Here is a 24,378-nt window from a genome sequence, read left to right as displayed (position 1 = left end):
AGGTTAAAGTGGCAAAAAAGGGCCACTTTTGCCCCAGGGAAGAGAAAAGATGCGAAAAACCATATTGACCTCCACCGTGCTGGCTGCCCTGCTGGCCACCCCAGCCCAGGCCCAGGAACTGACCCTGGAGCGGCTGTTTTCCGACCCTTCCCTGAGCGGCGCCACATTGCGGGCACCCAAGTTCTCGCCGGACGGCAAGCTGGTGACCTTCCTGCAGGGCCGCAAGGACGACGCCAAGCGCCTGGATCTCTGGGCCCATGAGGTAGCCAGCGGCAAGAGCCGCCGCCTGGTCAACGCCGACGATCTGCACCAGGGCGACGAGCAGCTGTCCGACGAGGAGAAGGCCCGCCGCGAGCGCCAGCGCCTGTTCGCCTCCGGCATCGTCGAATACCACTGGTCCCACGACGGCAAGGCGCTGCTGTTTCCCCTGGCCGGCGACCTCTATTACTACGAGCTGGCCAGCCAGAAGGCCCGCCGCCTCACCGACACCGAGGCCTTCGAGCTGGACGCCAAGTTCTCCCCCGACGACAGCAAGGTGTCCTTCATCCGCGATCAGGACATCTTCGTGCTGGATCTGCACTCCGGCGAGGAGAAGGCCCTGACTCAGGACGGCGACGGCGCCATCAAGAACGGCATGGCCGAGTTCGTGGCCCAGGAGGAGATGGGCCGCCTGACCGGCTACTGGTGGGGCCCGGGCAGCAAGCAGATCGCCTTCCTGCAGGTGGACGAATCGCCGGTGCCCCTGGTGAGGCGCAACGAGATCTACGCCGAGCGTATCGACACCATAGAACAGCGCTACCCCGGCGCCGGCGCCAACAACGTCAGGCTCAAGCTGGGCCTGGTCAAGGTGGAGGGTGCCGAGGTGCGCTGGTTCGACACCGGCGAGGAGCAGGACTTCTACATTCCCCGCGTCAACTGGAGCGACGACGCCTCCCTGCTCAGTTACCAGTGGCAGAGCCGGGACCAGCAGGTGCTGGAGCTGCGCGGCGTCGACACCGCCAGCGGCGAAACGGCGGTGCTGATCAGGGAAGAGTCCCCCACCTGGGTAAACCTGCACCAGGATCTGCGCTTCCTGAAAAAGGACGACAGCTTCATCTGGGCCTCGGAGCGCAGCGGCTTCAAGCACTTGTATCTGGTGGCAAACGGCGAGCTCAAGGCCCTGACCCAGGGCGACTGGCCGGTGGCCTCCCTGGCCCATGTGGACGAGGACAACGGCTGGGTCTACTTCACCGGCTGGCTGGACAACCCCCTGGAGCGCCACCTGTACCGCACCCGCCTGGACGGCAGCACAGCGTCCAGGCCGGAGATGCTCAGCATGAGGCCGGGCTGGCACAACGTCACCTTCAGCCAGGACGGCGGCCATTACCTGGACAGCTTCTCCAGCCACGACCAGCCGCCGCAGATCTCCCTGCACCGGGCCGACGGCGTGCCCAAGGGCTACCTGGTGGAGAACCGCCTGGATCAGAAGCACCCCCTGAGCCCCTACCTGGCCAACTGGACCAAGCCCCAGTACGGCACCCTGGAGGCCGAGGACGGCAAGACCTTGCACTACCGGGTCTATAGGCCCAGCACCCCCATGCCCCAGGGCGGCTACCCGGCCATAGTGCGGGTTTACGGCGGCCCCACCGCCCAGCTGGTGGCCAACAGCTGGAGCGCCCACAACCTCTGGACCCAGTACATGGTCCAGCAGGGCTATGTGGTCTTCCAGCTCGATAACCGCGGCACCGAGAACCGCGGCAAGGCCTTCGAGGACGTCATCTACCGGCACCTGGGCGAGATCGAACTCAGGGACCAGGTGCTGGGCGCCAACTGGCTGGCGGCCCAGGACTGGGTGGACGGCGAGCATATCGGCATCTACGGCCACAGCTACGGCGGCTACATGAGCCTCATGGCCATGTTCAAGGCCGGCGACGTCTTCGCCGCCGGCGTCTCCGGCGCCCCGGTCACCGACTGGGCCCTGTACGACACCCACTACACCGAGCGCTACCTGAACACCCCCCAGGCCAACGCCGAGGGCTACGAGAAGAGCGCCGTCTTCCCCTATGTGGGCGAGCTCAAGGGCGAGCTGCTGATCTATCACGGCATGGCCGACGACAACGTGCTGTTCACCCATGCCACCAAGCTGTTCAAGGCGCTGCAGGACAACACCCAGGCCTTCGAGATGATGACCTACCCGGGCGCCAAGCACTCCCTGTACGGCCGCGCCACCCGCATCCACCAGTACGGCACCATGGGCCGCTTCTTCGACCGCACCATAGGCAAGCAGGGCGAGCCCCTGGCCCAGGCTCCGGTCGAGGCAGCCGCGCCTGAGCCCGTAGCGGTGGAGGCCAAGGCCCCCGAGCAGGCGCCGGCCCCGGTCGATACCGCCGGCCAGGCCGAGGTAGCGCCGCTGACGGTGATGCCCGAGCCGGTCGAGACACCCGCCGCCGAGCAGCCTGGCGCCGAACCGGCCGTGGACCAGGCCGTGCAGGTCGAGGCCCCGGCCGAGCCGGAGAAGGAATAACAGGCGCAAGCCAAGCCATAGAGAAAAAGGCCGCATCAGCGGCCTTTTTCATGGCGGAACAAAAAAGGCCACCTTGCGGTGGCCAAAACCCTTGGAGTTGGGAGGACCAAAGGATCAGGGTCTGCGGCGCCAGGCCAGCAGGGTCAAGAGTCCCAGGCCAAGGCCCAGGCTGCCGCCGCCGCTGCCGCCATCCTGGACGGGTGCGGCGGCAATGCTGAGGGTGGCCAGCACCGGCAGGCTGGTGCCCTTGCTGGTGGTGACCAGTAGCTGGATCTCGGCGACGGCGTCGCTTTGCAGTTGCGGCACCGCCACGCTCAGGGCCGCGGCGTCGGTGCCGCTCAGGCCAAGGGCCGGGCCGGACAACTGCTGCCACTGGTAGCTGAGGATGTCGCCGGCGCCCTGGCCGACCTCGGCGGTCAGGGTCAGGCTGGCCGGGCTCTGCACCGAGAGGCTGGGCGCCTGCTCGCCGTTGATCAGGGCCTGGGGCCGGCCCAGTACCAGCACCCCTGGGGCCTCCGAGGCCACGGCCGGGGCGCCGTTGACGCTGTGGCTGAGCTCCAGGGCCAGCTCGCTGTCGGTGACAACCTGATCGGTATTCACCGCCAGGGACAGGGTGCGACCGTCGGCGCCGGCGGCCTGGGTCACAGTCCAGCTCAGCTGGTTGCCATTGATCTCGGCGCCATCGGCGCTTTGCACGCTGAAGCCCTCGGGCAATGTGGCGGTGAGATGGTAGTGGCGATCCTCGGCACCGGCATTGGCCATCAGTTCAATCTGGTAGCCGATGGTTTCGCCGGCCTTGGCCTGGTCGCGGTCGACGCCGAAGGTGACGTCGTCCTCGCCCCGGGCCAGTTCGAAATAGAGGGTGCCGATGTTGTCCGGCAGATCCGGATGGGTGCCCAGGGAAAAGCCGCCGTAATAGCTTTCACCTTCGGTCATCTCCTGCTGCCACTGTAGGGTCACCTCGAAGGCCTCGCCGGTGGCCACGGCCGTCGGTACCAGCACGCTGAAGCCCTGCTGGCCGCTATCGACCCTGGCCACCGACAGGCTGTGGCTGTCCAGGTTGCCTTCGGCCGTGCCCTGGTAGTTGTGGACCACGGCCAGGTAACTGCCCGGGGCGGGATCGTCCAGCACACAGGATTCGGCGCTGTCGGCGCGGCCGCTGACACAGGCGGCGTTATGGATCTCCAGCATGGAGGGGGCACCGTCCAGGTCGGCGTCACGGACGATATAGAGGTCCAGATCCGGCGCCTCGGCACTGTCCAGCCACACCGACAGCAGCTTGGTATCGGCGTTGGCGCTGATGGCCACCGTCTGGTAGGTCTCGGGGTTGGCGCTCAGGTAGGGTGCGTCCGGATCCCAGCTGGTCTGGCCCTGGTGACGGTTCACCTTGGACAGGCCGTAGGCGGTGACCTGCAGCTCGTCGCTGCCGACGGAGGTGAAGCCGCCCAGGGTATGGCGGTCGGCGTCCCGGTGGGCCTGGATCAGCACCGGGGCCTCATCCTCGGCCGGGGTGGTGCCGCCGATGAAGTTGACCGCGGCACTCAGGTGCTGGCCGGGCAGGCCGTCGCTGCTGAGCAGCACCCGGCCGAACACCCAGTCGGCCGCCAGCTCGGCATTGGCGGTGGCGGTGATGGTCAGCTCCTGGCTCTGGCCGACCTCCAGGCTGAACTGGGCCGGGCTGACCGCCAGGGTGAAGCCGCTGTCCTGGTAGTCGAAGCTGGCGCGCCAGCTGCCGTCCTGGACGGCGGTCACGGTGCGGGTCCAGGTGCAGGACAGCACGCAGTCCAGGCCGACCAGGGAAGGCAGGTTCAGGGCGGTGGGGTCGCCACCCTGGTCGGGATCGGCGGCCAGGTAGTCCGCTTCGCTGATGTCCAGCAGCAGCCCGGCCCGGGCCGCTTCGGCCAGCTGGATGCGGCCGGTGCCGGCGTCGAAGGGCGTGGAGTCGTCCTTGACGCCGTCACCGTCGTCATCGGTAAAGGTGCTGGCCTTGGCGGTGCTCATCAGCGCCGACTGCACCTGGGCCGGGGTCCAGTCCGGGTGCAGGGCGGTCAGCAGCGCCAGGGCGCCGGCCACATGGGGGCTGGCCATGGAGGTGCCGCTCATGAAGGCGTAGGCGTTGGGCTGGGTCTCGGAGAAGGGCCACTCGGTGGTGTGGGCGGCAAAGATATCCACGCCGGGGGCGGCCAGATCCGGCACCAGCACGCCGGGATGGGGCAGGCCCGGACCTCGGGAGGTGAAGTAGCCGGCGATGTCGCCAAGGCCGGGATCCCGGATCTGCTCGGTGCCTTCGATGGTCGCCTGGTGTCCCTCGCCGCTGGCCAGCCAGGCCAGCAGGGTTTCGCCGTCGGCCTTGCTCAGCTGGATGGCGGGCAGGGTGTGGAGATCCGCCACCAGGTTGTCGGCATCCGTGGCCATGTTGATCAGCACCATGGCGCCGGCGCCGCCGGCCAGCACGTTTGCGCCCTTCTCGACCCGGGCGATGTCGCCGCGGCGGCAGACCACGATCTGGCCGCTGAAGGTGTCTTGGGGGAAGGGGGCGTTGCAGTGGCCGTCGCCGAAGTCGGCGGCGTCCACCACCGGGCCGCTGTAGCCGTCGGTGGCGCCCTTGCCGGTGAGCGGCGCCGGCGGGTTGTCGCCGCCGGTGAAAGCGGTCAGCTGCTTGTCGGCGTAGCCCCTGTCGTGGCTGTAGGCGGCCACCGTGGTGATCCAGGGGGCATTGCCGGGGGAGCCCACGGTCTGCGGCCCGGGGCCGGCGTTGCCGGCGGAGGTGGCTACGTGCAGGCCGGCCACCCTGGCGTTGAGGAAGGCCAGGGCGTCCGTGGACTGCCAGGGGCTGCTGGCACCGCCGCCCACCGAGTAGTTGATCACGTCGACGCCGTTGGCGATGGCGTGCTCCAGGGCCTTGATGGTCAGATCCGGGTAGCAGCCGCCATAGCCGGGATCGTCGGACAGGGGCAGGCAGACCTGGTAGGAGACGATGTTGGCCCGGGGCGCGACGCCGCTGATGGCGGGCATGCGGAACTGGGCCGGATCGCCGATGACGTTGTACATGGGCAGGTCGGCCAGGGGGTTGCCGGCGGCGGTGGCGGCCACATGGGTGCCGTGGCCGTGCATGTCCCAGCCGGTGTCGATGATCTCGGGGCGCTCGAAGCCGTCCACTGCGGTGGCCGGGTAGAGATCGCGCAGCTCGGGGTAGCTGACCACGCCGATCAGCTTGTCGTTGCACAACCAGTCGTGCTGCAGGCAGTCGCCCAGGTAGGCGCCGTCGCCCAGGGGGTTGACGTGCTGGTAGCCGTCGCTGGCGGTGGCGGCGAAGGAGGGATGGTCGGCATCGATGCCGGTGTCGATGATGCCCACCACCACGCCTTCGCCCTTGCTGGGCAGCGACTCGCCCAGGCCCTGCCAGATGCGGTCGGCACCGATGAAGCCGGGGCCGGAGTCGGTGTGGAGCTGGTGCGGCTGTACCTGCTCGACGAGCTGGACGTCCCGGTGCCGGGCCAGGCGTTTGGCCTCGGCCTTGCTCAGGCGCACCGTGGCGGCGTTGATGACGGTGCCGTATTCCTGCTCGAAACGCAGGCTACGGCCCAGGGCCTGGCCAAGGCGCTGGCGGGCGGCCTGGCGCTGCTGGTCCAGGCGGGCCAGGTATTGCTGGCTGGCGGGGGCCCTGACATTGAGGCGGCCGCCGGCCCGGCGCAGGGAGCTGAGCCCCTGCTGCTGCAGGTCACGGGCGGCCACCGCCAGGGGGGCGCCGTGGAAGTGGACGAAATAGAGATCGCTGATATCCCGCTGCCTTTGCTTCAGGGCATGGGCGGGCAGGGTCGGCAACGGCTCGGCCTGGTAGCGGCTGCCGTCTTCGCCGGCGGCAAGGGCAGAGGAGGCGATCAGGCTGGCCAGTAGGGTGAGTCTGAACACGGCTTGACTCCTTAGTCATGAAAAAGGGAAAGGGGGCCGACTCCCAGGTCGGCCCGGTTGGCCTTTCGGTTAGCTGCGGCGACGCAGGCCCAGCAGGGCCAGCAGGCCAAGGCCGAAGCCCAGGCTGCCGCCGCCGGAACCCTGGTCCTGGGGCTGGGCGACGGTCAGGGCCAGGGGGGCGCTGGTTTCGTGCACGCCATCGAAGGCGGTGACCTCGACGGCGAAGTCGCCGGCTTCCTCGGCGGTGCCGCGGATGGCCAGGCCGTCGGCGTCGAAGCTCAGCCCCTGGGGCAGGCCGGTCACCGACAGGGTCAGCAGATCCCCTTCCGGGTCGGTGAAGTAGCCGGCCAGGGACAGCTGGACCTCATCGCCCTGTGTCGCGCTGATGCCGGGCAGGGCCGAGGCCAGCACGGGGGCGACGTCGTTGAGGTTCTGGATCTCGACCAGCACCTCTTCGGTGCCGCCGATGTCGCTGCCCTGGCGGGACTGGACCTTGAGCAGCAGCGAACTGCCGTTCTCGTAGTCCAGGGCGGCCGGGTTGGCGACGGTCAGGGTGCCGTCCTTGGCCAGGGCCAGGGGGGTGCCGGGCAGGGCGTTGACCAGCTGGAACTCGAAGGGCGACCAGTCTTCCTCGTCATAGGCGCCTGTGCCGAAGAAACCCGCTACCCCGACCTCTATCCGGCCAATCAGGGTGCCGGCAGCGCTGTTCTCGGCCACCGCGAAGCGCTGATCCGGCAGCACCTCCGCCTGACGCAGCGCAAAGGGCGCGGCGATGGCCTGGTCGCTGGCCAGGTCGAACAGCAGGAAGTCGTTGGGCAGGCAGACGGCGCTGGGGTCGATGGCAAAGTCGGTGCAGTTGGCGTCCTTCTGGGCATGGAGCATGGCGGACTCGCCGGGGGCCAGATCCAGCTGCCAGCTCCACTGGTCGCCCTCGTTGCCCTCGGCGTCGAGGCGGTTCATCTTCACCTCCATGGTGGTGTTGGTGATCTGCTCCACCTCTTCACCGCTCATCCAGTCGAAATAGGTGGAGACGCGCTCCCTGCCCCACTTGACCGGGTTGTAGCGCACTATGGGCGCGTGCACGTCGGGGAAGGCATCCCTGTCGGTGGCGAAGACAAAGCCCATGTTCTGGTCGAAGTCCGCCACCTCGTCCACCTCGTGGTGGAACAGCTCGTCCAGGCAGAACTGGGCCATGACGGTGCTGTTGCCCGAGCCGAAGTAGGTGGGCAGGGGCGAGGCCTTGATGCGGGCCTGGGGCTGGCTCCAGTCGTAGGGCTGGTTCAGGTCGACCACATAGGTGGTGGGCCTGCCTTCCAGATCCAGGGCCACCCAGCCGTAGCCGAGCCATTCCTCATCCTGCAGGAAGAGGTAGGGATCCATGGATTCATCCAGGCCGTAGGCCTCGACCGTGGCCTTGGGGTAGAGGTTGAACGCGAACAGCACGTCGCCAATCTTGTCGAAGTGGTTGGCGGCGGCGATGTCCATGGGCTGGTGCATGTTGGCCGCCAACACCATCTTCTTGCCCGAGGTGCAGGCCGCTTCGTCGAAGACGCCGCCGGCCACATGCTTCATCAGGTTGTTGGTGTCCAGCTTGTCTTCGGGGCGCCGGGCCCTGGAGTGGATGATGGGCAGGGCCGCCGCCTTGAGAGTGTGGCTGCCGGCGTTGGTGAAGGCCTGCTTGCGACCGTCGGTGTAGTCGGCCCAGGGCAGGGGGTGCTCGCTTTCGAAGAATTCCTGGTGGGTCTCGAAGTTGCGCTTGAGCCTGGCCTTGGCGCGCGGCAGCACCGACCAGCCCAGGTTGAGGGTCGGCTGGGACTCGGCGCTCAGCACCAGGTAGCCGTTCAGCTCCATCTTTTCCCAGGTCTCGAGGCTGTAGTCATCGCTCTTGACCAGGCCCCAGTCCGGCAGGCCGTCGGCGTCGAGCTCCAGGATCACCGGCACGCTGATGGTGCTCTTGGCCGGTACCGTCACCGAGGCCGGGAAGGTCCAGTTGACGGCGTCGTTGCCGGGGCGGCCCGGGGCCAGCTCCATGGCCAGCTGGTAGGTCTGGGCCTCCTCGCTGTAGTTGCGCAGCGACACTTCCCGTACCAGGCGGGCCTTGCCGTCCACCTCCTGGTGGCCGAAGGCCAGGTGCGGCTGGTGGCTGCCCTTTTCCCACAGGGCCACCGGGGATGCCAGGGCGGCGTCCAGGTTCTCCACGCCGCCGCCGATCTGGGTCACCGAGGCCGGTTGGCCGCTGTCGCCGCGCTGGATGGCGTGGCTGGCGGTGTTGGCCAGCAGGGCCTTCACTTCCAGGCCGGACAGGCCGTCCCGATCGCCCTTCACGATGGCGGCGGCGGCCGCCATCCGGGCAACGGCGAAGTCCGGCTGGGATTCGACCCTGCTCTGATCACCGGAGCCCACCAGGGCGACCTCCATGTCGGCGGCGTAGCTCACCAGATCCGGCTTGATGGTCTGGATGCCCCGTACCGGGCCATGGGGCGTCCAGGGCGCCGTGACCAGCTCGGTTTCGCCATGGGCCTCGACGCCACCCACGGTCAGGGCGTCTGCGGCCGCGCCCATGGCGGCAATGTTGTACTTGGAAGGGAACTCGCCGAAGTGGCCGGCCGTGGTGACCACCAGGGCGCCTTGGGCGGCGGCGGTGTTGACCATGGCGATATCCAGGGCCAGGCCGGAAGGCTGGCCGTCGCTGGGGTCGTGGTAGGCGGCGAAGTGGGCGCCGTAGATGCTGTGGTCGACGACGATGATGTCGGCGCCGCTCTCTATGGCGTGCTCCATGGCCTGGGCCATGCTGGTCTGGGAGGGCAGCGTTGCGCTAAGGCCGCCGCCCCAGGGGTCGGACAGGCCGGCCATCTTGTAGGCCAGCAGCTTGGCGCCGGGCGCCTGCTGGTGGATCAGCGAGGCCAGCATGGTGCCGCGGCCGGTGGGGTATACCCAGCCGCTGTAGTGCTCGTAGCTGTCGCTGTTGTCCAGGGGATTGAGGTCGCTGCCCCAGCCCGCCTCGGAGGCGAAATCCTGGCCGCCCACTACCCGCTCGGTGGGAAAGCCGTCGAACTCGGCCTGGGCGTTGGCAACGGCGCTCTGGTAGCTCTCGGCGCTGCCGTCACCGCCCAGGGCCTGGTGGGTGTAGTCGATGCCGGTGGAGAGGATGGCGATGGTCACGCCGCTGCCGGCATTCTCACCCGAGGACAGGGCCGGTGCGGGGGTGCTGAAGCCCTTGGCCGGGGTGGCGCTGGAGAGGCTGCTCACGGCCTGGACCGGGGTCTGCTGGGGCTCGAGGCGGGGCGCAAAGGCCAGGACGCTGGCCACCTCGGCATGACCCTGCAGGCTGGCGGCGGCCTGGGCGCTCAGGCGCAGCTGCAGGGAGTTGGTCAGCTTGGTGCTGCTGGCCAGCACCTGGAGCCCGCCGTCGATGGCGCGCAGCTGTGTCAGCAGGCGCTGTTGGGCGGCCTGGGCCTGGGCGGCGCTGCCGCCGGGCTGCCAGGCGCCCGGGGTGGTCAGCTCGACCACGAACTGGTGCTGCTCTGTGGTCTGTTCGGCCTGGACCTGCAGCGGGTTGTCTCCTTGCAGGGTGGCCAGGGTAGCCATAGGCGTTACAGTGAGGCTAACGCACAGGGCCAGCCGGGAGAGGGGAAAGGTGTTCTGTTTCATCCCTTGTTTCCTTCTTTGGTTGCTCTGGTGGCGCTATGGGTGTTATTGCTCTGGCGCCTTGGCGTGGCCGAAAAATCGGCTGCTTCCTAGATACGCAGGGGGGCAAAAGGAAGGGAAGACAGGAGGGGTCTAGAAGGACTCATCTTCTTGTCATTTTTTTGTCATTTCCTTTTCTTTCAAATGCTTGCGCCTTTGTTTTTTGTTGCGCTGGCGTTGCGCCCTGGCACTTTGGCAATCGAAACCGGGCCGGTGGAAGCTTATGAACGGCAATGCAAGGCGGTATGGGGGAAGGCATGAAATCCGGTGAATATCAGGTGGGCGCCTGGCTGGTGATCCCGGCCGAGTTGAGGCTGAAGAGGAATGACAGGGAGGAGACCCTGCCACCCAAGGTCTTCGAGGTGCTGCTGCAGATGCTGCAGGCGCCGGGCCATACCGTCAGCCGGGAGCAGCTGATCGAGCAGGTCTGGCAGGGCAACGAGGCGGTCGGCCAGCGCGGCATCACCAACGCCATCTACCAGTTGCGCAAGCTGCTGGCCGACGATGACCAGGAGGCGATCCGCACCATCGCCAAGACCGGCTACCAGTTGTTGCTGCCGGTGCGGGCCCCGGCCAAGGAGAGCGAGGCCGAGCCGGCCACCCGCAAGCGCCCCTGGCCGTGGGGCCTGGCGGTGTTGCTGGTGGCGGTGGCGCTGGCATGGGCCTACTGGCTGAGCCTGGCCCCGACCGTGCCCGGCTACGGCAAGGCCAGGCCCCTGACCTTTCTCGAGGGGGTCGAGGAAACCCCGGCGCTGTCCCGTGACGGTCGTTACCTGGCCTTCATGTGGGAGCGCCTCGACGAGCCGGCGCGTATCTTCATCCAGGATCTGCAGCGCCCGGACGCCGCCCTGCGCCAGATCAGTTTCAGCGACGACAACGAATCCAATCCCAGCTGGTCGCCGGACGGCCGGCGGCTGGCCTTCCTGCGCATGGACAGCACGGGACGCTGCGATGTCTATATCAAGGACCTCGACGATCTAAAGGAGAGCCGCATCACCTCCTGCGATCAGGAGCGTTTCCACAGGGTGCTGGACTGGTCGCCGTCGGGCCGCTACCTGGCCGTCATCGACAAGGTGCCCGGCCAGGAACACACCGCCGTCTTCCTCTACGATCTGCAAAGCCATGAACGGCGCCAGCTGACCCACCCCAGCGACGGCGAGCGGGACAACCAGCTGGCCTGGGCCCATGGCCGCGACGAGCTGGCCTTCGTGCGTTTCCAGGGGGCAATGACCGCCGATCTCTACCTGGTGGATCTAAAGGAAAGGGAAAGCCGGCTCACCAAGGACGAGGCCTCCATCCACGGCCTGATCTGGAGCCGGGATGACGACCAGCTTGCGTTCAATTCGATGCGGGACGGCAGCCACAACCTGTGGCTTTACCTGCTGGCGGACGACAGCATTCATTCCCTGTACCGCGACCAGACCCCCTTTAACCTGATCGCCCTGCCCGAGCCCGGCCATTATGCCTATGTCCGCCACGCCGCCCTGGAGTATCTCCAGGGCTGGGATGGGCAGCAGCAGGTGGATATCAAGTCGTCCGGGCGCGATCTCTACGGCATCCTGTCCCCGGATGGGGAGCGGGTGGCCTTCCTCTCCAACCGCTCCGGCCAATTCGAGCTTTGGGTGGCAAGGCGAGACGGTGCCCAGGCCCGCCCCCTGACCGAGGGCGAGGGGCTGATGGAGCTGCCGGCCTGGTCCGCTGACGGCAGCCAGCTGGTTTCCGCCATCGTCGCCGGCAAGGGCCAGGCGCCCGGGCTGGTGCTGTTCGACCTGGCCGCTGACCGGCGCCGGATCCTGCTCCAGGACGGCCACCAGTACCGCAACCCACAGTGGAACCCGGATGGCCGCAGCCTGCTGGTGGCCAGCAGTCGCAGCGGCACCTGGCAGATCTGGCGCCTGGATCTGCCCTCCGGGCAGTTGACCCAGCTGACCCAGCAGGGCGGGCAGTTCGCCCGGCAGGGCAAGGACGGCCGCCTCTATTTTACCCGCCACCATGAGGCCGGGCTCTGGGTGCAGGAAACCGATGGCGAAAGCCGGCTGCTGATCGCCGACCTGGCGGCGGACGACTGGGGCAACTGGGTGCTGACGCCCCAGGGCATCCTCTATGTGCGCCGCGACCATGACATGGACCGGCTGGTGCTCTGGCAGCAGGACGGGGAGGTCACGGTCGAGCGCAGCTTCGACCGCGGCAGCATCAAGATCAACCGCAGCCTGTCCATGGATGAGCGGGGCCGACTGATGCTGACCCGGCTGGGCCGGCGCGAGGCCAACATCATGGCCATAGCCCCTGTGACCCGGGAGCAATAAAAGGAAGGCCGCATCCGCGGCCTTTCTTCCTTTAGGCGCAGACCGGGCAGTCCGGCTCCGGCACCAGGGCCAGTTCATGCCACTGCTGGCGTTCGCCGTCGTAGAGCTGCAGCAAATCGTCCCGCACCGGCAGGCCCTGCAGCAGCCGCAGCGCCAGCAGCGCCTGCTGGCTGCCGGCCATGCCGAGGATGGGGCCGGCCACGCCCAGGGCGTCGCAGCCCTCGCCGCTGTGCTCTACCTCGCCAAACAGGCAGGCCAGGCAGGGCCCTCGGTGAACCAACTGCAGCCGCCATTGCCAGCGGTTGGCGGTGGCGCTGATCAGCGGCAGCCGGCGGGGCCGGCAATGGCGGTTCAGCAGCAGCTTGCTGGCCAGGCCGTCGGCGCAGTCCAGCACCAGATCGCAGTCGGCCAGCAGCCGGCCGATGTTGCGTTGGCTGAGCCGCTCGGGGACGTCCTCCACCTCGCAGTGGGGATTGAGGGCCTGCAGCTGGCGGCGGGCGCTTTCGGCCTTGGCCGTGCCCAGGTGCTGGCTGCGGTAGAGCACCTGGCGGTGCAGGTTGTGGATCTCCACCTTGTCGTCGTCGATGAGGCGCAGCCGGCCGACGCCGGCACCGGCCAGGTAGAGGGCGGCGGGACAGCCCAGGCCGCCCAGGCCCACTATGGCCACCCGCTTTGAGGCCAGCTGCTGCTGGCCGTGCTGGCCCCAGAGCAGGGTCTGGCGCTGGTAGCGCATCAGCCGCCGGCCCCGCACAGCTTCAGGAAGTAGCCGACGCAGGCATCCAGATCCTCGCTTTCGGTGACGGCCCTGACCACGGCCAGGCTGTCCGGGCCGCAGGCCAGCACCGAGCTGGCGTTGTCCATGTTGATGCCGCCGATGGCCACCTTGGGCCTGTGGGGCAGCAGTCGGCAGTAGTGGGCCAGCTTGTCCAGGCCCTGGGGGGCCGTGGGCATCACCTTGGTGGTGGTGGGGAAGATGGCGCCCAGGGCCACGTAGGAGGGCTCCAGGGCCTCGGCCCTGAGCAGCTCGAAATAGCCGTGGGTACTGATCCCCAGCCGCAGCCCGGCCCGGGAGATGGCGGCCAGGTTGGCCCCCTGGATATCCTCCTGGCCCAGGTGCACCCCGTAGGCAGCCAGCTCGATGGCCAGCTGCCAGTGGTCGTTGATGAAGACCCGGGCGCCGAAGTCGTTGCCCAGCCGTACCGCCCGGGCCAGCTCCTGCCTGAGCGCCGCGCCGCTCAGTGTCTTGACCCGGATCTGTATGGTGCGCACCCCCAGCAGCAGCAGCTTTTCCACCCAGTCGGCGTCCGGCACCACGGGGTAGAAGCCGAGCCGCTTGGGACAGCGGGGAAAGCTGAGCGGCTCGTCCGAACTCAGCAGCATGGGCAGCTCCCTCAGGCTCTGGGCTGGCAGCTGGCGGCTGCGGGCCAGCACCCAGGCGTCCAGCACGCCGTGTTCCTGCCGCCAGGGGGCCAGATCCGGCAGCTGGCTCTTGTCGTGGCGCAGGCGAAAGCCCATGCCGTTGACCCAGAGCCTGTCCTCCCGGAAACCGGGCAGGATCCAGTCGGCCTGATCCAGCCAGGGCTTGGCCTGAGTCAGCAGCTCCGGGGTCAGCAGGTTGATGGGAGCCGGCGTCTCGCCGGGTTGCCACAGCTTAAGGCTCATCAATGTTCTCCGTGCCAGAAGGGGGTGCCCACTATGGGCGTGGACGCGGCGGCCCTGTCCTGGGGGCTCATGGGCTGGGCCAGGAATGCCTGGCGGCCGGCGCTGACCGCGCCGGCCATGGCCGCGGCCATCAGGGCCGGATCGCCGGCCCTGGCCACGGCGGTGTTCAGCAGCACCGCGTCCATGCCCAGCTCCAGGGCGTGGCAGGCCTGGGAGGGCAGGCCGATGCCGGCGTCCACCACCAGGGGGATGCCGGGCAGGCGCTGGCGCAGCGTCTTCAGGGCCAGGATATCGTTCAGGCCCTGGCCGGAGCCGATGGGGGCACCCCAGGGCATCAGCACCTCGCAGCCCGCGTCCAGTAACCTTTTACATAGCACCAGGTCGGTCGTGCAATAGGGAAAAACCTGGAATCCCTCCCGGGTAAGCTCCCGGCAGGCCTCTACCAGGGCGAAGGGGTCCGGCTGCAGATTGTAGTCGTCGCCGGTGATCTCCAGCTTGATCCAGGGGGTGTCGAACAGCTCCCTGGCCATCCAGGCCAGGTTGATGGCCTCCTTGGCGCTGTGGCAGCCGGCGGTGTTGGGCAGCAGCGGCAGCGCCAGGCCCTTGAGCCAGGCCCAGAAGGCCTGGCCGCCCTCCTGGTCCGGGCGTTGGCGGCGCAAGGAACAGGTCAGCAGGCCAGGCTCGGCGGCTTGCACCGCCGCCTGCAGCTTGGTCGGCGACGGATAGGCGGCGGTGCCCAGCCAGAGCCGGGACCGAAAGGCATGGCCGTAAAGGTGCAGGGCGTCCATCAGCCGCCCTCCATGGGGCCAAGCACTTCCAGGCTGTCGCCCTCTTCCAGCCGGGTGGACTGGTGTTGGCCCCTGGGCAGGAAGCGGCCGTTCACCGCCACCGCCACCGGCGGCCTGGCGCCAAAGGCGGCCAGGGCCTGGTGGACGCTGCTGCCCACGTCCAGCTGCAGAGGCTGGCCGTTGATCAGGATGTTCATCTTATTGCTCCCAGAGCCAGGGAAAGATCTGGCCTTGCGGTGGCTGGTCGAAGAGGTGCGCCAGGGTTGCCTCCACCAGGGCCGGCGCCAGCAGGTAGCCGTGGCGGTAGAGGCCACCTATATGGAGGCGGTTGCCGTCGGTGCGGATCCTGGGTTCGTTATGGGGCAGGGCCGGGCGCAGGCCCGACTGCAGGGACTCCACCCTGGCCTCGCCGAAACCGGGGTGCAGGCTGTAGGCCGCCGACAGCAGCTCCAGGGCCGAGCGCACCGTGACGGGTCCGTCGTCCCGGCTCTCCAGTTCGGTGGCGCCGACCACGTAGCGGCCGTTGGGCCTGGGCACCACATAGAGGGGATAGCGGGGGTGCAGCAGCCTGACCGGCCGGCTCAGTGCGACCTCGGGGGCGTGCAGCCTGGCCACCTCGCCGCGCACGCCGCGAAGGCCGGGCAGCGCGGCGTGAAGGCCGCGGCAGTCCAGCACCCAGTCGGCGGCCAGCTCCGGGGCGTCCGTCTCAAGGTGGGCCGTTTCCTCGGCCAGGCGGGCCATCAGGGCGGCGTTGTCCAGGTAGCCTTCCTCCTGCAGCCAAAGCCCCTGGTGGAAGGCGCCGGCCAGGGCCGGCTCCAGCTCCGCCACCTGGGCGGGTTGCCACTGGCCCTGGGGCAGGCGGGCTTGGAAATCGCTCATCAGGCCCCTGTCCTGGGGATGGCTCAGCACCAGGCTGCCATCAAGGCCAAACGGCACGCCGCCCAGCTCGGCCAGCCACTGCCGCCACAGCACCAGACAGTGGCGGCCCATGGCCACCAGCCGGGGCGGGCACAGCACCCCTTCGGCCAGGGGCGCCAGCATGGCGGCGGCCACATGGGCGGCCGCCTTTTCAGGGTGGGGATCGAACCAGCGCACGCCGATGCCGGCCTGATGCAGGCGCCAGGCCAGCAGCCGGCCCAGCAGGCCATGGCCCAGGATCAGTACCTCAGTCTGCGGCCTGGACATAGATCTCGGCTCCCTGGGCCTTGAAGCGCTCCGCCTCCTGCTTCATGGCGTCGCGGTTGGCGACCAGATCCTGGCTCAGCTTCATGGAGCAGAACTTGGGCCCACACATGGAGCAGAAGTGAGCCACCTTGCCGGCCGGGCTGGGGATGGTCTCGTCGTGGTATTCCCGGGCCCGGACCGGATCCAGGCCCAGGTTGAACTGATCTTCCCAGCGGAATTCGAAACGGGCCTGGGACAGGGCGTTGTCGCGGACCTGGGCGGCGGGATGGCCCTTGGCCAGATCGGCGGCGTGGGCGGCGATGCGGTAGGCCATCAGGCCTTCCTTGACGTCGTCCTTGTTGGGCAGGCCCAGGTGCTCCTTGGGGGTGACGTAGCAGAGCATGGCGCAGCCATACCAGCCGATCAGCGCCGCGCCTATGCCGGAGGTGATGTGGTCATAGCCGGGGGCGATGTCGGTGGTGAGCGGCCCCAGGGTATAGAAGGGGGCGCCGTGGCAGTGCTTGAGCTGCTCTTCCATGTTCTCCTGAATGAGCTGCATGGGCACATGGCCGGGGCCTTCGATCATCACCTGCACGTCGTACTCCCAGGCGATCTTGGTCAGCTCGCCCAGGGTGCGCAGCTCGGCGAACTGGGCCTGGTCGTTGGCGTCGGCGATGGAGCCGGGGCGCAGGCCGTCGCCCAGGGACAGGGAGACGTCGTAGGCGGCGCAGATCTCGCAGATCTCCCGGAAGTGGGTATAGAGGAAGTTCTCCTCGTGGTGGGCCAGGCACCACTTGGCCATGATGGCACCGCCGCGGGAGACGATACCGGTGACCCTGTCCACGGTGAGCGGAATGAAGGGCAGGCGCACCCCGGCGTGGATGGTGAAGTAGTCCACGCCCTGCTCGGCCTGCTCGATGAGGGTGTCGCGGAACACTTCCCAGGTCAGGTCCTCGGCGATGCCCTTCACCTTTTCCAGGGCCTGGTAGATGGGCACGGTGCCGATGGGCATGGGGCTGTTGCGCAGGATCCACTCGCGGATCTCGTGGATATGACGGCCGGTGGAGAGATCCATGACGGTGTCGGCGCCCCAGCGGCCGGCCCAGATCAACTTCTCCACTTCTTCTTCCACCCCGGAAGACACCGAACTGTTGCCGATGTTGGCGTTGACCTTCACCCGGAAGTGGCGGCCGATGATCATGGGCTCGGCTTCCGGGTGGTTGATGTTGGCGGGGATGATGGCGCGGCCTTCGGCCACTTCCCGGCGCACGAACTCGGGGGTGATCAGCTTGGGCATCCTGGCGCCCCAGCCCTGGCCGGGGTGCTGCTGGGCGGTTTCGCCGGCAAGGGCGTTCTCGCGGATGGCGATGTATTCCATCTCCGGGGTGATGATGCCGGCCCTGGCGTAGTGGAGCTGGGTCACTCGCTTGCCGGCCCTGGCCCTGCGTATGGGGCGGTTGCGCTCGAAGCGGGGGATGACGCTTTCCTCTTCGGCCCTTTCCTTTGCATAGGCGGAACCGAAATCGTCGCGGGCGTCGGTGTCGCCGCGTTCGGCTATCCAGTCGCCGCGCAGATCGGCCAGGCCGCTGCGAATGTCTATTTCGGCGTTGGGGTCGGTATAGGGACCCGAGGTATCGTAGAGGGTGACCAGCACCTGGTCGGGATCGGCGCTGGCGCGCACCTCCCGCATGGCGACGCGGATATCGGCCCGGGAGCCGGTGACATGGCATTTCTGGGAGCCGGGCAGCGGTTGCAGCAGCTCGGCATCGAGGGTCCCCGTGGCCAGGGACGGTTTGGTATGTGACATTGGCAAACCTCGTTTACTGAATTTCAGAAACGTGCTCGCCGATGTGCATGGGGAGAACGGACGCAATTGGTCCGGGTCCGGAAGCAGGTTGTTACTTCACTTGTTCCCTGCGCGGGCATTACCCCGATCAGGTTCAACGGATCCCACGCGTTTGGCGTGATCTCAGCCCGAAGGCACTCCGACAAGAACGTTTTCTAGCCTATATTGGTCCCCGGCAGCTTGTAAATAGCCTTTTTTCTGTGGATAAGCTGTGTGGATGTTGTGGCTTGGCTGTGCTCCGCTTCGAAAGGCGGGTTTTTTGTGTTTTTCGCCCCAAAAAGGCTTGCGTAATCAAACGCAGTCCCTATAATGCCGCCCCTGTCGCCACCGAACGGCTTCGCGGAAAAGACCTCGAAAAAAGGCCTTGACCCACAACGAAGACTGAGTAAAATGGCGGCCCGCTTGAGAGATAAGGCGCTAAGCGCTGAAAACTCAAGTTTTCTGAAAAGGCCGAAACAAAGGGCTTGACAGAAAATCCGGAGTCGGTAGAATGCGGCTCCCGCTTCGAGAAGAAGCGAACGTTCTTTAACAATGTGACCAAGCAATCTGTGTGGGCACTCGAGGTTGTGAAAATTCCCAAAAACGAATTTTCAATGAACTCGAAGTGTTCAAACACTTCAGCAATTCATTGAGCACAAACTTTTAATTGAAGAGTTTGATCATGGCTCAGATTGAACGCTGGCGGCAGGCCTAACACATGCAAGTCGAGCGGCAGCGACATGACGGAACCTTCGGGGGAAGACATGGGCGGCGAGCGGCGGACGGGTGAGTAATGTGTAGGAAGCTACCCGGGAGTGGGGGATAACCATTGGAAACGATGGCTAATACCGCATAACGTCTACGGACCAAAGGGGGGGATCTTCGGACCTCTCGCTACCGGATGCGCCTACATGGGATTAGCTAGTTGGTGGGGTAACGGCCTACCAAGGCGACGATCCCTAGCTGGTTTGAGAGGATGATCAGCCACACTGGGACTGAGACACGGCCCAGACTCCTACGGGAGGCAGCAGTGGGGAATATTGCACAATGGGGGAAACCCTGATGCAGCCATGCCGCGTGTGTGAAGAAGGCCTTCGGGTTGTAAAGCACTTTCAGCGAGGAGGAAAGGGTGAGTCTTAATACGGCTCATCTGTGACGTTACTCGCAGAAGAAGCACCGGCTAACTCCGTGCCAGCAGCCGCGGTAATACGGAGGGTGCGAGCGTTAATCGGAATTACTGGGCGTAAAGCGTGCGCAGGCGGCTTGTTAAGCTAGATGTGAAAGCCCCGGGCTCAACCTGGGAACTGCATTTAGAACTGGCAAGCTAGAGTCTTGTAGAGGGTGGTAGAATTTCAGGTGTAGCGGTGAAATGCGTAGAGATCTGAAGGAATACCAGTGGCGAAGGCGGCCACCTGGACAAAGACTGACGCTCATGCACGAAAGCGTGGGGAGCAAACAGGATTAGATACCCTGGTAGTCCACGCCGTAAACGATGTCTACTTGAAGTCTGTGTCCTTGAGACGTGGGTTTCGGAGCTAACGCGTTAAGTAGACCGCCTGGGGAGTACGGCCGCAAGGTTAAAACTCAAATGAATTGACGGGGGCCCGCACAAGCGGTGGAGCATGTGGTTTAATTCGATGCAACGCGAAGAACCTTACCTGCCCTTGACATCCAGCGAACTTGGTAGAGATACCTTGGTGCCTTCGGGAACGCTGAGACAGGTGCTGCATGGCTGTCGTCAGCTCGTGTTGTGAAATGTTGGGTTAAGTCCCGCAACGAGCGCAACCCTTATCCTTAGTTGCCAGCGATTCGGTCGGGAACTCTAAGGAGACTGCCGGTGATAAACCGGAGGAAGGTGGGGACGACGTCAAGTCATCATGGCCCTTACGGGCAGGGCTACACACGTGCTACAATGGCGGATACAAAGGGCGGCGAACCAGCGATGGTAAGCGAATCCCATAAAGTCCGTCGTAGTCCGGATTGGAGTCTGCAACTCGACTCCATGAAGTCGGAATCGCTAGTAATCGTAGATCAGAATGCTACGGTGAATACGTTCCCGGGCCTTGTACACACCGCCCGTCACACCATGGGAGTGGGCTGCACCAGAAGTAGATAGCTTAACCTTCGGGAGGGCGTTTACCACGGTGTGGTTCATGACTGGGGTGAAGTCGTAACAAGGTAGCCGTAGGGGAACCTGCGGCTGGATCACCTCCTTACCTTTAGGGATGACACGTCTCGAAGTGTCCACACAGATTGCTTGGTCAGATGGTTTTAGAGCGAATTGCGGTGTGGGTCTGTAGCTCAGCTGGTTAGAGCGCACCCCTGATAAGGGTGAGGTCGGTGGTTCAAGTCCACTCAGACCCACCACACTATTCGGGGCTATAGCTCAGCTGGGAGAGCGCCTGCTTTGCACGCAGGAGGTCAGCGGTTCGATCCCGCTTAGCTCCACCATATGTGTCCCCTTCGTCTAGAGGCCTAGGACACCGCCCTTTCACGGCGGTAACAGGGGTTCGAATCCCCTAGGGGACGCCACTCTCGCTCGAGAGGCCAAAGCTAAATCTCACGATTTACCTTTGGCTTTTTTTAGCCATGCTCTTTAACAATTCGGAAAGCTGATAACACTGCAAATTTAAACGAGTCACTCTCTACTTGATGAGTGTCCGGCGAAAACCAGGTGTTAGTCAACATACGGCATTTTCTTCGGAAAATGGTTCGCGTCAGCGAAACCCTTCGGGGTTGTATGGTTAAGTGACTAAGCGTACACGGTGGATGCCTTGGCAGTTGGAGGCGATGAAGGACGTGCTAATCTGCGATAAGCATTGGTGAGGTGATAAGAACCGCTTGAGCCAATGATTTCCGAATGGGGAAACCCACCCAAGGTAACTTGGGTATCTGTATCTGAATACATAGGGTGCAGAGGCGAACCGGGAGAACTGAAACATCTAAGTACCCCGAGGAAAAGAAATCAACCGAGATTTCCTCAGTAGCGGCGAGCGAACGGGAAAGAGCCCAGTTTGTGTATCAGCGTCTGTCATAGTGGAAGGTTCTGGAAAGTTCCGCGATACAGGGTGATAGCCCCGTACACGAAATGGCAGATGTCGTTGCAAACGATGAGTAGGTCGGGACACGTGGTATCTTGACTGAAGATAGGGGGACCATCCTCTAAGGCTAAATACTCCCAACTGACCGATAGTGAACCAGTACCGTGAGGGAAAGGCGAAAAGAACCCCGGCGAGGGGAGTGAAATAGAACCTGAAACCGTGTACGTACAAGCAGTAGGAGCCCTTCGGGGTGACTGCGTACCTTTTGTATAATGGGTCAGCGACTTATGTTTTGTGGCGAGGTTAACCGAATAGGGGAGCCGTAGGGAAACCGAGTCTTAACTGGGCGTCCAGTCGCAAGGCATAGACCCGAAACCCGGTGATCTAGTCATGGGCAGGTTGAAGGTTGAGTAACATCAACTGGAGGACCGAACCCACTAATGTTGCAAAATTAGGGGATGACCTGTGATTAGGGGTGAAAGGCCAATCAAACCGGGAGATAGCTGGTTCTCCCCGAAAGCTATTTAGGTAGCGCCTCGGACGAATACTTGCGGGGGTAGAGCACTGTTTGGGCTAGGGGGTCATCCCGACTTACCAAACCCATGCAAACTCCGAATACCGCAAAGTACTATCCGGGAGACACACGGTGGGTGCTAACGTCCATCGTGGAGAGGGAAACAACCCAGACCGCCAGCTAAGGTCCCCAAGTCATAGCTAAGTGGGAAACGATGTGGAAAGGCTTAGACAGCTAGGAGGTTGGCTTAGAAGCAGCCACCCTTTAAAGAAAGCGTAATAGCTCACTAGTCGAGTCGGTCTGCGCGGAAGATGTAACGGGGCTAAGCTATGCACCGAAGCTGCGGCAGCATATTTAGGTATGCTGGGTAGGGGAGCGTTCTGTAAGCCGTTGAAGGTGTGTCGGGAGGCATGCTGGAGGTATCAGAAGTGCGAATGCTGACATGAGTAACGTTAAAGCGGGTGAAAAACCCGCTCGCCGGAAGACCAAGGGTTCCTGTCCAACGTTAATCGGGGCAGGGTGAGTCGGCCCCTAAGGCGAGGGCGAAAGCCGTAGTCGATGGGAAACAGATTAATATTTCTGTACTTCTTTTCATTGCGATGGGGGGACGGAGAAGGCTAAGCAAGCCAGGCGTCGGTCGTCCTGGTGAAAGTGCGTAGGCTGGGGACTTAGGCAAATCCGGGTCCCTAAGGTCGAGACACGAGACGAGTTGCTACGGCAACGAAGTTGTTGATGCCATGCTTCCAGGAAAAGCCTCTAAGCTTCAGATGAAAAGAAACCGTACCCCAAACCAACACTGGTGGTCAGGTAGAGAATACTAAGGCGCTTGAGAGAACTCGGGTGAAGGAACTAGGCAAAATAGTACCGTAACTTCGGGAGAAGGTACGCTGTTGTTGGTGATGAGACTTGCTCTCTAAGCTGACGGCAGCCGCAGTGACCAGGTGGCTGGGACTGTTTATCAAAAACACAGCACTCTGCAAACTCGAAAGAGGACGTATAGGGTGTGACACCTGCCCGGTGCCGGAAGGTTAATTGATGGGGTTAGCGCAAGCGAAGCTCTTGATCGAAGCCCCGGTAAACGGCGGCCGTAACTATAACGGTCCTAAGGTAGCGAAATTCCTTGTCGGGTAAGTTCCGACCTGCACGAATGGTGTAACCATGGCCACGCTGTCTCCACCCGAGACTCAGTGAAATTGAAATCGCTGTGAAGATGCAGTGTACCCGCGGCTAGACGGAAAGACCCCGTGAACCTTTACTACAGCTTGACACTGAACATTGAGCCTACATGTGTAGGATAGGTGGGAGGCTTTGAAGCGGTAACGCCAGTTATCGTGGAGCCATCCTTGAAATACCACCCTTGTATGTTTGATGTTCTAACCTCGGCCCATTATCTGGGTTAGGGACAGTGTCTGGTGGGTAGTTTGACTGGGGCGGTCTCCTCCCAAAGCGTAACGGAGGAGCACGAAGGTTGGCTAATCCTGGTCGGACATCAGGAGGTTAGTGCAATGGCATAAGCCAGCTTAACTGCGAGACAGACACGTCGAGCAGATACGAAAGTAGGTCATAGTGATCCGGTGGTTCTGAATGGAAGGGCCATCGCTCAACGGATAAAAGGTACTCCGGGGATAACAGGCTGATACCGCCCAAGAGTTCATATCGACGGCGGTGTTTGGCACCTCGATGTCGGCTCATCACATCCTGGGGCTGAAGTCGGTCCCAAGGGTATGGCTGTTCGCCATTTAAAGTGGTACGCGAGCTGGGTTCAGAACGTCGTGAGACAGTTCGGTCCCTATCTGCCGTGGGCGTTGGATGATTGAGAGGGGCTGCTCCTAGTACGAGAGGACCGGAGTGGACGAACCTCTGGTGTTCGGGTTGTCACGCCAGTGGCACTGCCCGGTAGCTAAGTTCGGAATCGATAACCGCTGAAAGCATCTAAGCGGGAAGCGAGCCTCAAGATGAGTCATCCCTGAGACTTCGAGTCTCCTAAAGGGTCGTTGAAGACTACAACGTTGATAGGCTGGGTGTGGAAGTGCGGCGACGCATGTAGCTAACCAGTACTAATTGCCCGTGAGGCTTAACCATACAACACCCAAAGGGTTTTGTAGGCAGAGATTGTTCCAGACAATCTTCTGCACTTCCGCCATCCATGGCGGTCGGGCACTCAGAGAGAGTGACTTAGATTACAGAGTTATCAGCTTTTACCGAATTGACTTAACTGGCCGCAAGGCGGGTTAAGAAACGAATTTGCTTGGCGGCAATAGCGCTGTGGAACCACCTGATCCCATCCCGAACTCAGCAGTGAAACGCAGTAGCGCCGATGGTAGTGTGGGGGTTCCCATGTGAGAGTAGGTCACTGCCAAGCACCTATTAAACGTAGAAAGCCACCCGTAGGGGTGGCTTTTTGCGTTTACAGCGCCTGACGGCACTACTTCTCACATGGGAATGAAGAAAGTGCCGCGCAGCGGCTTCCTACCCCATGTGGAGTTGGGTGAAGCCCGAAACCCAAGCACGGCTTGGGTGCGGCTGAACGCGAGGCCCCGGATGGCCGAGCCGGCACCCGTCACCAGGGACGGTTATTACGCCACCTGGCCTGCACCTTCTTGCCCTGAGTTGCCACCCATCCCTGGGAGCTCATTCCGGCCGGCACCTCCTGTGTACCGGCGCTCAGCTGCGTGAAAGCGGTGCTTTCACTTCGAGCTTCGCCCAGCGATTTTGTCCCATGTGAAGGTCACCAGTAGCCCCAGCTGCGTAGGGTGGGTTAGCGTAGCGTAACCCACCGAAGGCGCCTTATTGTCTTGAGTTGCCACCCATCCCTGGAAGCTCATTCCGGTCGGCACGTCCTGTGTTTACTCGGCTCATCCTGAGCCTCGCCCTCTGGGCTATCGTCGCTAACGCTCCGATGTTCAAACTTGTTCCCGACAAGTTTGTCGCGTTCGCCTGCGCAGGCGCAATGTTCCCAGCTACTTGGGCAATGCC

The 24,378-nt window shown here is 64.2% G+C and carries 10 protein-coding genes, 3 tRNA genes, 3 rRNA genes and 1 riboswitch; of the genes, 8 read left to right on the top strand and 8 right to left on the bottom strand.

What is annotated here, in order from left to right; genetic code table 11:
* Nucleotides 1-49: 49 nt before the first annotated feature.
* Nucleotides 50-2,503, top strand: a complete 2,454-nt coding sequence (locus WDB71_RS15520; RefSeq protein WP_341502502.1) for a DPP IV N-terminal domain-containing protein — start codon at nt 50-52, stop codon at nt 2,501-2,503.
* 114 nt (nt 2,504-2,617) lie between these two features.
* Here WDB71_RS15520 and WDB71_RS15515 read toward each other — a convergent pair whose 3' ends face one another.
* Nucleotides 2,618-6,415 (bottom strand): S8 family serine peptidase, encoded by a 3,798-nt coding sequence (locus WDB71_RS15515; RefSeq protein ID WP_341502501.1) that lies wholly within the window; start codon nt 6,413-6,415, stop codon nt 2,618-2,620.
* A 69-nt stretch (nt 6,416-6,484) separates the two neighbouring features.
* Nucleotides 6,485-10,066, bottom strand: a complete 3,582-nt coding sequence (locus tag WDB71_RS15510) for a S8 family serine peptidase (RefSeq protein ID WP_341502500.1) — start codon at nt 10,064-10,066, stop codon at nt 6,485-6,487.
* A gap of 293 nt (nt 10,067-10,359) precedes the next feature.
* On the opposite strand from WDB71_RS15510, the gene WDB71_RS15505 reads away from it, so the two are divergent.
* Nucleotides 10,360-12,408, top strand: a complete 2,049-nt coding sequence (locus WDB71_RS15505) for a winged helix-turn-helix domain-containing protein (protein WP_341502499.1) — start codon at nt 10,360-10,362, stop codon at nt 12,406-12,408.
* Between the two features lie 31 nt (nt 12,409-12,439).
* Here the strand turns inward: WDB71_RS15505 and WDB71_RS15500 are convergent, their stop codons facing one another.
* The 6 genes from WDB71_RS15500 to thiC all read right to left on the bottom strand — a co-directional run bounded on the left by WDB71_RS15500 (nt 12,440) and on the right by thiC (nt 17,829).
* Entirely contained in the window at nt 12,440-13,141 is a 702-nt protein-coding gene (locus WDB71_RS15500; RefSeq protein WP_341502498.1) for a HesA/MoeB/ThiF family protein, read from the bottom strand.
* A complete protein-coding gene (gene thiE, locus WDB71_RS15495; protein ID WP_341504225.1) occupies nt 13,141-13,788 on the bottom strand; it encodes a thiamine phosphate synthase in 648 nt (215 codons plus the stop codon). The genes WDB71_RS15500 and thiE overlap by 1 nt, the downstream gene beginning before the upstream one ends.
* Before the next feature lie 281 nt (nt 13,789-14,069).
* On the bottom strand, nt 14,070-14,858 hold the full coding sequence (locus WDB71_RS15490; RefSeq protein WP_341502497.1) for a thiazole synthase: 789 nt from the start codon (nt 14,856-14,858) through the stop codon (nt 14,070-14,072).
* On the bottom strand, nt 14,858-15,055 hold the full coding sequence (thiS, locus tag WDB71_RS15485) for a sulfur carrier protein ThiS (protein ID WP_341502496.1): 198 nt from the start codon (nt 15,053-15,055) through the stop codon (nt 14,858-14,860). The genes WDB71_RS15490 and thiS overlap by 1 nt, the downstream gene beginning before the upstream one ends.
* A 1-nt stretch (nt 15,056) precedes the next feature.
* Nucleotides 15,057-16,043, bottom strand: a complete 987-nt coding sequence (locus WDB71_RS15480; RefSeq protein WP_341502495.1) for an FAD-dependent oxidoreductase — start codon at nt 16,041-16,043, stop codon at nt 15,057-15,059.
* Nucleotides 16,024-17,829: a phosphomethylpyrimidine synthase ThiC gene (gene thiC, locus WDB71_RS15475; RefSeq protein ID WP_341502494.1), complete on the bottom strand. Its 1,806-nt coding sequence runs from the start codon at nt 17,827-17,829 to the stop codon at nt 16,024-16,026. The genes WDB71_RS15480 and thiC overlap by 20 nt, the downstream gene beginning before the upstream one ends.
* A gap of 87 nt (nt 17,830-17,916) precedes the next feature.
* A riboswitch (TPP riboswitch) is annotated at nt 17,917-18,020 on the bottom strand.
* A gap of 491 nt (nt 18,021-18,511) precedes the next feature.
* Here thiC and WDB71_RS15470 point away from each other — a divergent pair.
* The 6 genes from WDB71_RS15470 (at nt 18,512) to rrf (ending at nt 23,764) form a co-directional block, all read left to right on the top strand.
* Nucleotides 18,512-20,063: ribosomal RNA gene (locus tag WDB71_RS15470) — 16S ribosomal RNA — on the top strand.
* 74 nt (nt 20,064-20,137) lie between these two features.
* Nucleotides 20,138-20,214 (top strand) — tRNA-Ile (locus WDB71_RS15465).
* A gap of 8 nt (nt 20,215-20,222) precedes the next feature.
* Nucleotides 20,223-20,298: transfer RNA gene (locus WDB71_RS15460), tRNA-Ala, on the top strand.
* Between the two features lie 5 nt (nt 20,299-20,303).
* Nucleotides 20,304-20,379 (top strand) — tRNA-Glu (locus WDB71_RS15455).
* A gap of 210 nt (nt 20,380-20,589) precedes the next feature.
* A 23S ribosomal RNA gene (locus tag WDB71_RS15450) occupies nt 20,590-23,484 on the top strand.
* 165 nt (nt 23,485-23,649) lie between these two features.
* A 5S ribosomal RNA gene (gene rrf, locus WDB71_RS15445) occupies nt 23,650-23,764 on the top strand.
* Together the 16S, 23S and 5S rRNA genes with 3 tRNA genes alongside form the textbook arrangement of a ribosomal RNA operon.
* The last annotated feature ends 614 nt before the right edge of the window (nt 23,765-24,378 follow it).

Source organism: Gallaecimonas sp. GXIMD4217 (assembly GCF_038087665.1).
GTDB lineage: Bacteria > Pseudomonadota > Gammaproteobacteria > Enterobacterales > Gallaecimonadaceae > Gallaecimonas.
The sequence above is the reverse complement of the archived record's forward strand: the minus strand, read 5'-3'. Positions and strand labels throughout refer to the sequence as shown.